Annotated in this window: 8 protein-coding genes; 1 reads left to right on the top strand and 7 read right to left on the bottom strand. The window is 54.4% G+C overall.

The window, feature by feature from the left end:
* Positions 1–582 precede the first annotated feature (582 nt).
* From KKD83_11570 to KKD83_11545, 6 genes are all read right to left on the bottom strand, one after another.
* Positions 583–2,838: a DNA translocase FtsK gene (locus KKD83_11570; protein MBU2536780.1), complete on the bottom strand. Its 2,256-nt coding sequence runs from the start codon at positions 2,836–2,838 to the stop codon at positions 583–585.
* A gap of 5 nt (positions 2,839–2,843) precedes the next feature.
* On the bottom strand, positions 2,844–4,502 hold the full coding sequence (locus KKD83_11565) for a ribonuclease J (protein MBU2536779.1): 1,659 nt from the start codon (positions 4,500–4,502) through the stop codon (positions 2,844–2,846).
* 10 nt (positions 4,503–4,512) lie between these two features.
* Positions 4,513–5,109: a uracil-DNA glycosylase gene (locus tag KKD83_11560; GenBank protein ID MBU2536778.1), complete on the bottom strand. Its 597-nt coding sequence runs from the start codon at positions 5,107–5,109 to the stop codon at positions 4,513–4,515.
* Between the two features lie 205 nt (positions 5,110–5,314).
* On the bottom strand, positions 5,315–6,397 hold the full coding sequence (locus KKD83_11555; protein MBU2536777.1) for an alanine--glyoxylate aminotransferase family protein: 1,083 nt from the start codon (positions 6,395–6,397) through the stop codon (positions 5,315–5,317).
* A gap of 86 nt (positions 6,398–6,483) precedes the next feature.
* Entirely contained in the window at positions 6,484–7,791 is a 1,308-nt protein-coding gene (locus tag KKD83_11550; GenBank protein ID MBU2536776.1) for a tyrosine--tRNA ligase, read from the bottom strand.
* Between the two features lie 2 nt (positions 7,792–7,793).
* Positions 7,794–8,726, bottom strand: a complete 933-nt coding sequence (locus tag KKD83_11545; GenBank protein ID MBU2536775.1) for a bifunctional riboflavin kinase/FAD synthetase — start codon at positions 8,724–8,726, stop codon at positions 7,794–7,796.
* Positions 8,727–8,981: 255 nt separating this feature from the next.
* Between KKD83_11545 and KKD83_11540 the strand changes: the two genes are divergently transcribed.
* Entirely contained in the window at positions 8,982–9,599 is a 618-nt protein-coding gene (locus KKD83_11540; protein MBU2536774.1) for an MBL fold metallo-hydrolase, read from the top strand.
* A 14-nt stretch (positions 9,600–9,613) separates the two neighbouring features.
* On the opposite strand, the gene KKD83_11535 is transcribed toward KKD83_11540, so the two are convergent.
* Positions 9,614–11,626 (bottom strand): sodium-translocating pyrophosphatase, encoded by a 2,013-nt coding sequence (locus KKD83_11535; protein MBU2536773.1) that lies wholly within the window; start codon positions 11,624–11,626, stop codon positions 9,614–9,616.
* Positions 11,627–11,646: the final 20 nt, after the last annotated feature.

Here is an 11,646-nt window from a genome sequence, read left to right as displayed (position 1 = left end):
GACTACCTGGCGTTTAAACTCTAAGCTGAACGTCCTCTGATTCTTCATGGCAAGGTCCTCTCTTTCATTCATTATACTTGGACCCTGCCAAACCTTCCTACCCCATTGTGTCCAGCTTCAGGGGTTCACTCCACCTTGTGTATAGAGAAACAAGTCAATCTTATTCGTTGTCCCTATTTCGCGAAGGTGACTGAATATTAAGGGATGACAATCGTGAGCAATCTTAGTCTGTAGATTCTGCCTATCGCCCGTGACATAGCAAATAACCTTGCTATTCCTTGCTTCCTGAATCTGGTTAATTAGGCCTCGTCGACGTTCTAAAGCAACGTTATTTTCATCACCTGTTGTCACTTCAACACACCTCCAAAGCAGAAACAATGGTATTACTGTAGAACCCAAAAGTCAAGTATTTGCTGTCGATTTTCTAATCCCTGTTACAAATTTTTATGCAAAAGCGTTTCGAAGTAATGTTACAGAATACCCATTTTCTTATTCACGGCGTTTCCGGCGTCCTGTTATTAGGGTAAAGCGTATTCTCTGCTCGCTATTTGACCATTAATATTTTTGCTAACATGACCTTAATCAGGCTCCCCCCTCCCCTACCTCACCACCCATCTCCTCCTCAAGCTGCTCCATGATGCGGGCCGCTCTGGGGTAGCCGATGTGCAGTTTACGTTGCAGGAAAGAGGTCGAGATGTGCTCGTGCTGCTGCTCCAGCTCGCGGGCGGAATCCAGAAGCGGGTCTTCCTGCTGCCCGCCACGGCTGCCCGGTACGGTGGGCGGCACCATTTCCTCGACTTTAATCGGGGCCACTTCCTGCTGCCGCTGGCTGTTCCAGAAGTAGACCAGCCGCTCCACCTCGGGGTCGGAGACAAAGCATCCCTGGAGCCGTTTTGGTTTGGAGGCTTCCGTGGGCATATAGAGCATATCGCCCCGGCCCAGCAGCTTTTCGGCACCAGCGCCGTCGAGGATGGTTCGCGAGTCCACCTGCGAGGTAACGGCAAAGCTGATGCGGGTGGGGAAGTTGGCTTTTATCAACCCGGTAACCACGTCCACCGATGGACGCTGCGTGGCCACAACTAAGTGGATGCCGGTGGCACGGGAAAGCTGGGCAAGTCGACACAGAGTATGCTCCACCTCGTCAAAGCTGGTCATCATCAGGTCGGCCAGCTCATCGATGACGAGCACCATATAGGGCAACTTATCGGTGCCCTCGCGGTTCTTGTTGTAGCCCTCAATATTGCGAGCACCGGCGGCAGCCAGTTTCTGGTACCTCTGGTCCATTTCCTGACTCAGCCAGCGCAGTGCACTCAAAGCCTTTTTGGTATCAACGATAACCGGGATGGCCAGATGCGGGATGCTGTTGTAGGGCGTAAGCTCAACGCGCTTGGGGTCAACCATGATAAATCTGGTATCGAACGGGGTATTGTAGAGCAACATACAACAGATAATGGCGTTGAGACAGACCGTTTTACCGCTCCCCGTAGCCCCGGCGATAAGCAGGTGCGGCATCCGGGACAGGTCTCCCGCCATGGACTCGCCGCCGGCGCCTTTGCCCAACGCCAGTGCCAGCTTCGCCCGCGCCTGCAATTTCTGATATGCGCCGGACTCGATAACGCTGCGCAGGCTGACCACGCTGATACTGGTGTTCGGCACCTCAATACCAACGATTGATTTGCCCGGGACCGGTGCTTCTATTCTGATGCTCGGTGCCGCCAGTGCCAGTGCCAGGTCGTTGGCCAGAGAGGTAATCCGCTCCACCTTGACCCTGGTCTTGGAGACCTCCTCCAGCGTCACCTTGACCTCGCCGTTCCTGTCCCGCTCCTTTCTTTCCTTTAACCTTCTGTCCCATCCCGGTTCCACGCCAAACTGGGTTACCGTGGGGCCGGCGTTTATCTGCACCACTTTGGTCTCAACGCCATAGCTAGCCAGCGCGTCTTCAATTATCTTTGCCCTCCTTACGTTATCCGCCTCGCTGAACTCGATTTCCGGCGTCGTATCGAGGATATCTATGGGTGGCAATCGCCAGCCGTCGACCACCACCAGGTCGGATGACTGGCCGTATTTCTTCCAGACCTCCTGCGCCACCTGCTTCAGCTCCTCGGTGGTCGGCGCCTGCGTTGGGGTTCTGGCCACTGCTTCCTTCTCCAGAGGCGTCATCAGCGGCGATTTTGGTATCACCTTTTCCGGCCTCACGATAGGCTCCTCCATCTCGCGAGGCATGGCCGGCTTTTCCTCAAAGGGCACCCTCGGGTGAAGCGCTACGTGAGGCGGTACTGCCCTGCGTTCTTCGTCAAGCTGTTTCTCGAGATACTTTGGCACCTTCTCCGGCCGCCGCTGGAACTGGCCTCCCAGCCATGAGAAGAACTTGGCGACCATCCGTATGCTGGCCCTGGGGGCAACCATGATTACACCAACTATAACAAGCCCTATAACTATCAGAATATCGACTACCGGTGCCGGCTCCATAATTAGAGCCGCGCCGAACCCTCCTCCAAGGTCAAAAATCGCCAGTATTCCCCAGACCGCCAGCACAAAGGCAGCGGCGCCCAGCCACCGATTTAAGCGGAGTATAAATGATGACAGTTTGCGACGTATTACCTGAACGATAACGGTGATAATCGCGGCCGCTATGATGAGCAGCCCCCAGCCAAAAAAGCCATACAGGCTTTCCCGGAATAGCCAGACGAGTACGCCTGTTATCGCCAGCAGAATGGTCCAGCGCACCGGTGCCCACCACAGGAAATGTAATAGCCCACCCAAGAAAGAACGCCGCTGCCGTCTTCGCGTTGGTCTGTTCAGGAACTCGTTATCCGCTCTGGGTTTTCTCTTTGGCATAACAACTATACCCTGACCATGAATGGAAGAATCATCGGGCGGCGCTTGGTCTTATCATAGTAAAACTTGTCCAGCGTATCCCTCACCTTGGCATTGACGAAGCTCCACTCAGCAGCCTTGCCTCCGCTGTGGTCCAGAACCTTGGCCAGCAGGTCACGGCTTTCCTCGAGCATCTCTTTGGACTCCCTGGTATTGACAAAACCGCGAGTCACAACATCGGGACGCCCCACCAGCTTGCCCGTCTGCCGGTTCACCGCGATGATCGCCACCACGATGCCGTCTTTGGAGAGCATGCGTCGATTGCGCAGCACCACGCCGCCGATATCTCCGACGCTCAATCCATCAACATACACGTTACCCGAACCGACCTTGCCATCTTTTCTGGCCGATTGCGCGTCGAGCTCAAGAATATCCCCGTCCTCCAGAACAAAGATATTTTCCTTCGCGATGCCCACTGATTCAGCCAGCTTGGCGTGCAGGCTGAGGTGGCGGTATTCACCGTGAATGGGCATGAAGAATTTTGGTTTGACCAGGTTGAGCAGTAATTTGAGCTCTTCCTGGCTGCCGTGCCCGTGAACATGCACCTGTGCCACCTTGTCGTACAGCACCCGTGCTCCCTGCTTGAAAAGGTTGTCCACCGTGCGGTTGACAACGGCCTCATTGCCGGGTATCGGCGTTGCCGACATTACGATGGTATCCCCGGGGTGAATGTTAACGTTGGGGTGGTCACGATTTGCCATGCGCACCAGCGCCGAGGTGGGCTCCCCCTGACTGCCGGTGGTAACAAACACGATTTTATCGTGTGGAAGGCCACGAGCCTCATCGATTCTGCCCAGGATTCCATCTGGAGCCTGGATATAACCGAGCTCCAGTGCCATGCGCACCGTGTCGCTCATACTGCGGCCGACAATGAAAACACGTCGTCCGTGCTTGGCCGCAGCATCAATCACCTGCTGGACGCGTGATATCAGCGAGGAAAAGGTGGTAACGATTACCCTCCCCGGGGCATCGGCCATGATGTGGTCCAGGGTCTCTCCAACCACCTTTTCCGACGGCGTATAGCCGGGGAGTTCGGCGTAGGTGGAGTCGGAAAGAAGGAGCAAAACCCCCTGTGTCCCCATCTGGGCCAGACGCGAAAGGTCGGTTGGCTTGCCGCTGACCGGCGTATAGTCGAGCTTGAAATCGCCACTGTGTACCACAACGCCAACCGGGGTATATATAATGAGGCCGGCGGCATCGGGAACACTGTGACAGACGGGAAAGAACTCCACCTTGAATACTCCCAGCGTGATCTGTTCGCCGGGCGATACCACTTTGAGTTCGGCGTGAGCCAGCGCTCTCCGCTCCTTGAGCTTGACGCGTATCATGCCACTGGTCAGGCGGGTAGCATAGACGGGAACATTCAGTTGCGCTAAAATATAGGGCAGCGCGCCGATATGGTCTTCGTGACCGTGAGTGACGACAATGCCCCTTATTTTGTCTTTCTTATCCAGAAGGTAATTGATGTCGGGGATTACTAGGTCAATGCCGAGCATATCCTCACCTGGAAACATGAGTCCGGCGTCAATGATTAAAATGTCGTTCTCATATTCCAGCAGCATCATATTCTTGCCGATTTCGCTAAGACCGCCGAGGGGAATGAGCTTCAACTTCGATTTAGCCATATAACCAGTCCTAGAACATACTCAACTGCTGGGCTCCGGGCTCAGCTTCGGGAACACTTTTCGTCTCGGCAAGAACGGCAGGTATCTTTTTCATGTCCGCCTCTATTGCCTGCCGCAAACTCTGTTGGTGGAGCGCCGCTGCCGGGTGGTACATGGCAAATAAAATAGTGCTGTCCTGCTTGACCGCAGTGCCATGAATTTTGCTTATACTTTTACCCGGGAAAAACCTGGCCATCGAATAACGACCCAGCGTAACAACCATTTTCGGCTTGATGGTATCCATCTGCTGGTCGAGCCATTTCTGGCAGTTCTGAATTTCCGTCGGCAATGGGTCACGATTGTTTGCGGGGCGGCACTTGATAACATTAGCGATAAAGACCTGACGCCGCGTCAGGCCAATGGACGCCAGAAGTTGCTCCAGATAGTGGCCGGCTGGCCCGACAAAAGGCCGTCCCTGCTGGTCTTCATGCCAGCCCGGAGCTTCACCGATAAACATGATTTCAGCATCTTCCGGGCCCTCTCCGGGTACGGTATTGGTCCGATACTTGGCTATCTCGCACAGCACACAGCGGGCAATTTCCTGATTAAGCTCACTTAGCGTCGTCATATCACTCAGGGGTTCAATCAAGCTTAATAAATCGGCCTTCCGACTTCTGTGCTTATGATAGCATTACCTATATGTCAAGTCAATTTGAAATATAGCTGTGGAAACGAAAAGAGGAGCGTATGCCCCTCCTGTAATCGCCGTTTCAATGAGACGTTTATTATTGTACCTGCGGCGGTCTCATGCGCTCTCTGTACTCCACAGCATGTTACTTGCTTACCCTGGGCAACACCTCTTTCAGGGCTGAGATTATCTCTTTGATATCCTCTTCTGTTATCAGGCCCAGGTGCCCGATGCGGAATATCTTACCCTGCAGGCTCTGCTGGCCGCCGGCAAGCACTATCTGGTATTCCTCGCGCAGTATTTTGAGCAGTCCCTTTACATCCAGGCCGTCCTTGACGGTCACGGCAGTAACTGTGTCGGAAGCGTACTTCTCGTCGGCGAAGAGAGATAATCCCAGCGATTTCACCCCCTCCCGGGCCGCATTGCCTATCCTGGCCTGACGGGCGAAGATGTTGGGTAATCCTTCCTCAAGCAGCAAGTCCAGCGCCACCGAGAGGGCAAACACGATTGATATCGCCGGCGTCCAGGGTGTCTGCCCTATCTCCAGATATTTTTGAGCTCTGGCAAAGTCCCAGTTGAAACGGGGCATTTTGGCTTTGGCATGCGCCTGCCACGCCTCCTTGCTGACGCTGACCATCGCCATGCCCGGAGGTACCATCCACCCTTTCTGGGAGGCAGTTACGGTTACATCGCAGCGCCATTTGTCCACTGGCAGGTCAATCGAGCCCAGGCTGCTGATGGCATCGACCAGCAGCAGTTTATCAAACTCCTTGACCACGGAGCTGATGGCCGCCAGGTCATTGGTAACGCCGGTCGAGGTTTCATTATGTGTTATCAGCACGGCCTTGATTTCCGATTCCTTTTGCAATGCGCGTCGTACTTCGTCGGGGTCAGCCACCCTGCCATACTCAAAGCGGAGCGGGATAACCTCGGCGCCAAACTCCGCCGCCATGTCGGTAAACCGCTCCCCGAACACTCCCACCGTCACGGAAAGGACCTTATCCCCTGGAGAGAGAGTATTGACAATTGCCGCCTCCAGTCCCCCCGTCCCGGAACCTGTCAGCAGGTACAGGTCGTTTTTGGTCTGGAATAGCTGTTTCAGCTTGGCGGTAACATCATGCAGCATCTCCCCGAATTCCGGCCCGCGGTGGTTTATCATCTGCCAGGCCATCGCCTGCAGGACTTCCGACGGGCACGGGGTAGGCCCTGGAATACGCAATTGTCCCATTTTGAACTCCTTGTTTATTTTATTCTATCAGTATTTATTACCCTGATAAAGCGGCGTTTGCCGACTTTGATAATGCTGCCACTTTCCTAATTAGCAAAAACCACTCTCACAAAACGCCGCTTGCCTACCTTGATGACGATGACGCTGCCTACCTTGATATTACCGCGTTTCTCATAAACTGTCCTGTTATCTATGCGAACAGACTCTTGTGCTATAAGACGCTTGGCATCACTACGACTTTTAGCTAGGTCTATCTCACATAACAGCAAAGGAACTGATACAATCAACTCCTCAGTCTCGGGCTTGCCGACCTCTCTAATGCTAACCACAAGTCCCACTTCCTTAAATGAGCGGGCTTTTATTTTTTGTAGCAATTCTTCAGTTATCTTTACTTGCCGTATCTCTTCAGGCACTTCTTTTCTCTGCACAACCTTAGCAAATTGCTCTTCAGCCGCAGTGGCTGCCTTTTTACTATAGAGCTGACTCACAATTTCCCTGGCCAGACGTTTTTTCAGCTCCATCGGATTTACCGCATTGTTATCCAGTGCCTGTCTGAATTCCTCCAGTTCATCATCCGGCACATCGGTCACCAGTTCAAAATACTGGATAATCAGGTCGTCACGGATGGACATTGTCTTACCATAGATTTCATCCGGTGTCTCCACCACGCCGATGTAGTTCCCCAGGCTCTTGCTCATCTTCTGGCTGCCGTCGGTGCCCACCAGAAGCGGCGTCATAAAACACTGCTGGGGAGGCTGCCCCATCATGGACTGGAGTTCTCTTCCCACCAGGAAGTTAAACTTCTGGTCGGTGCCACCGAACTCAACGTCCGCCTCTATTGCCACCGAGTCATATGCCTGGAGCAGCGGGTACATGAACTCGGTTAGCGCAATCGGCCGCCCGTCATTGTACCGGGCATTAAAATCATCACGCGCTAAAAACTGGGCAACGGTGAATTTGCTGGTCAGCTGAATTACTTCCGTTAGTGTGAACTTATCGAACCACTCGCTCTGCCACCTCACTTCGGTCCTTGCCTTATCCACCACCTTGAAAAATTGCTCCATATAGGTCTGGGCATTGGCCCGCACCTGCTCCACAGTGAGCATGGGCCGGGTTGCCGAAGCGCCGCTCGGGTCGCCTATCCGGGCCGTCCAGTCGGCGACGATGAGCACCACCTGATGGCCAAGTTCCTGAAACTGGCGCAGCTTCCGCAGCGACACCATGTGCCCGAGGTGGATATCGGGGAAACTGGGGTCGAACCCCTCCTTCAATCTCAACTTTCTTCCGGAGCGGAGCAGCGCAATCATTTCATCCTCAACGATGATTTCAGCTACCCCCCGTCGTAGAAGGAATTTTTCTTCTTTCTCAGTCGTTTTTCTTACCTGGTCTTTCATGTTTACCTTCCACCTTTAGCGTTCAATAAGGCGACGCCCCGTTTTACATCTTCGGCTATCTGTCTTTTCAGCTCTTCTATGCTATCGAATCTCTTTTCTCCGCGCAACCGTTCCACAAACTCGATTTCTATTTCACGCCTGTAGAGGTCACTCTCGTAATCAACAATGTAGACCTCCACCGCCCGCCGGCCATCACCGAAGGTAGGGCTGGTACCGATATTGGTCAATGAGGGGAAAGTTTCGCCGTCAATACTCACCCAGCTGGCATAAACCCCGTCTGCTGGTAGAGCCTGCTCGGGGCCGATATCCAGATTGGCGGTCGGAAATCCCAGCGCCACTCCCCTCCCGGCACCCGCTACAACATGACCCCGGAGGCTGAAGCTGCGGCCAGCCAGCCGCTTCACCTTATGCACATCTCCGTCCGACAGAGCCTTTCTGATGGCGGTGCTGCTCACAATTTCTCCATCGACTACCACCGGAGGCACCACGGTAACGCTGAAGCCCTGTTCACGCCCCAATAAATAGAGCGCATCTGCGTTGCCTTCCCGTTTTTTACCCAGGGCGAAGTCAGGCCCGATTACCATACCGCGCATGTGCAGGTATTTTACAAGCAGACCGATGAAATCGCGCGCATTAAGCTGAGCAGTCTCAGCGATAAAGGTAAGCGGAACGATAATATCCACCCCTTCATTTTTGAGCAGCTTTTCCCTCTCCGCAAGGTTGGTCAGAAAGGGCAACTTCATACCCGGGCGCATCACCTCCTGGGGGTGCTGCCGAAACGTTACCACCCCGCTCATCAAACCCTCCTGCTCCGCCTTGCCCACCAGCTGTGAAATCAGATGCTTGTGACCGAGGTGCACGCCGTCAAACACACCAACGGTGAGGAGTGTGTCTTTTTCCGGTGAAGACCGGGCCAGTTCTTCCTCGACCAGCATTGCCTTTTCCTGCCAGTAATTGCCTGTAACTTACTTCCAGCCTGCTATAAGGATAAAATGAAAAAGGGGCTCTATGCAAACCCCGCTTTGGCCGACTCTCTGGAATGTCTTCATAGTAGCACAAGCCGGGCTTGAACGTCAATTAAACATCATGGTTTATCAACCTTGAGCAGAATTGGGCATAGTGGTAAAATGCAGAGTCGGCGTCAGTGAAGGCTGACGCTTTTCAATATAATGGTTGATAGCGAAAGCACAATGATACTTAAACCACTTGTTGTCGGGCCGCTGGCGTCCAACTGCTACATCGTCGGCGATGAGGCCACCAAAGTGGGAGTTATCATTGACCCGGCGGATGAAGCCGAGAATATATTGCGGAGCGTTGAGGAACTTGGACTAACCATCAGGTTCATTATCCTCACCCATGGACATCCCGACCATATCGCCGCCCTGAAGGAGGTCAAGGAAGTCACCGGTGCCGAAATCATGGTTCATACCGATGACGCCGAATACCACAGGCAGGGTACGCTCGCCCTCGCCTTCGGTTTTTACTGTCCAACCCCACCTCCCCCGGACAAATTGCTCAAGGATGGAGACAGTATAGACATAGGCGAGCTTCATTTCAAGGTGATTCACACACCGGGACATACCCCCGGCGGCATTTGCCTGCTTGGACACGGTGTCCTTTTCAGCGGCGACACCCTTTTCAATTACGGCATCGGCCGCTTCGACCTGCCCGGCGGGGATTATGCCCAGCTTTTAAATAGCCTTCAGTCCAGGCTTATGGCTCTGCCCGACGAGACCGTTGTGTACCCGGGCCACGGCCCGCAGACAACAATCGGTGCTGAGCGCCGGAATAACCCGTTTCTGACTTGAGAAGGATTTATAATTTATAGCGGCACAAACATTATGAAGACCGGCCCGAAGATAACTGCCACTTTACCCACCAGCTTGATAAGTATGTTCAGTGAAGGCCCGGCCGTATCTTTGAATGGGTCACCAACGGTATCACCGATAACGGCCGCCTTGTGCGCCTCGCTGCCCTTGCCGCCATAGTTGCCGGCTTCAATGAATTTCTTGGCATTGTCCCAGGCGCCACCGGCATTGGCCATCATCACCGCCATCAGGAAACCGGTAAGCAGCGACCCGACGAGTAGGCCGGCGACCGCCTCCGGTCCCAGCGTAAAGCCGAGGATTAACGGCACCACCAGCACCAGCACGCCCGGCAGCATCATTGATTTCAACGCCCTCTTGGTGGCGATATCCACACAGGCTACGTAATCGGGCTTGGCAGTACCTTCCATCAGCCCCTTTATCTCACGAAACTGCCTTCTCACCTCGTTGACGATGGCAAAACTGCCCGCCCCGACACCTTTCATCGCCAGGGCACTGAAGACAAAGGTAAGCATGCCACCAATTAGCACTCCAGTGATAACCGCCACATTGGTCAGGCTGGCAATGTCAATATTGGCCACTTTAAAGTAAGTGGCCAGCCAGGCCAGCGAGGCTAGCGCTGCCGAGGCAATGGCAAATCCCTTGCCCAGGGCAGCTGTAGTGTTACCTACCGAATCGAGGGCTTCACAGCGTTCTCTGACTCTCTTGCCCAGATTGGCCATCTGCGCTATACCCGCCGAGTTATCCGCAATCGGGCCGTAGCAGTCCATGGCCAGTAACATACCCAGGTTGATGAGCATGCCCATGGCGGCAACGGCAATTCCCAGCAGACCGCCGAAAATGTAGGCGAACACCGTAGCGGCAGCGACGAGAAGGACGGGGATGACGGTGCTCATCAGGCCAGTGGCGAAGCCTTCAATAATGGTAACTGCGGCACCACTTTGAGCCGCCTTGGCTATCTTCTTCGCCGGACCATGCTCCGCCGACGTAAAGTATTCCGTCGCCTGCGCGATAAGGAAGCCGGCGATAAGACCGGATACCAGCGCCCAGAATAGCCCGAGCTCGCCAACATAGAACCAGATAATCAAAAAGCTGGCGATTATCATCAGGATGTTGCTCACATATACGCCCCGGTTCATGGCACCATGCGCCATAGCAACCTGCTTCTCAAATTCAGCGTCTATATCTTTTGGCTTTACCGAAAGGGCGCCGATTATCGAGCACACGATGCCCGCCCCGCTAAGTGCCAGAGGCAACAGCATGCCTTTCGCTGCACCGAGGACGATGACACCCAGCACCATCGAGGCGGCAATTGCCGAAACATAGGATTCATACAGGTCAGAGCCCATGCCGGCCACGTCACCGACGTTATCACCGACGTTGTCAGCGATAACCGCCGGATTGCGCGGGTCGTCCTCGGGAATGCCTTTCTCCACTTTGCCCACCAGGTCAGCACCGACATCCGCGCTCTTGGTGAAGATGCCACCGCCCGCCCTCAGGAACAGAGCTACCGAAGAAGCACCGAAGGCAAATCCCAGCCAGACATGGCTGTCGGGCCAGATAAAGGCGATGATGGAAAGGCCGAGCAGTCCCAGGCCGACGACGCAGAAGCCCATTACCGCACCGCTGGAGAAGGCGATTTTCAGTCCCCTGGCCCAGCTCCCGATGGCGGCATTGGCCGTCCTGGCATTGGCCAGGGTGGCGATGTTCATTCCCAGCCAGCCCGCCAGTGCCGAGGTAAACGTGCCGCAGAGGTAAGCGATGGCGACATATGGCCTCGGTTCAATGAATACGGCCAGGATAATGAAGACCACCACGGTGAAGATGGCCAGTGTGGTGAATTCGCGGCGCAGGAAGGCCATCGCCCCCTGCCGAATGGCCTGGGAAATCTCCTGCATTTTCTCATTGCCCGGGCTTTCGCGAACAATCGTCCTAACCAGGTAGCCAACGAAACCGAGAGCCAGCACACCCGCCAGAATAATCAGTATACGCAGAACCATTGAATCCATATGTCAGACCTCCTGAAAAA

This window comes from Chloroflexota bacterium, from assembly GCA_018829775.1.
Taxonomy (GTDB): domain Bacteria; phylum Chloroflexota; class Dehalococcoidia; order Dehalococcoidales; family RBG-16-60-22; genus E44-bin89.
Note: the sequence above shows the minus strand (reverse complement) of the source record. Positions and strands in the feature narration are given on the sequence as shown.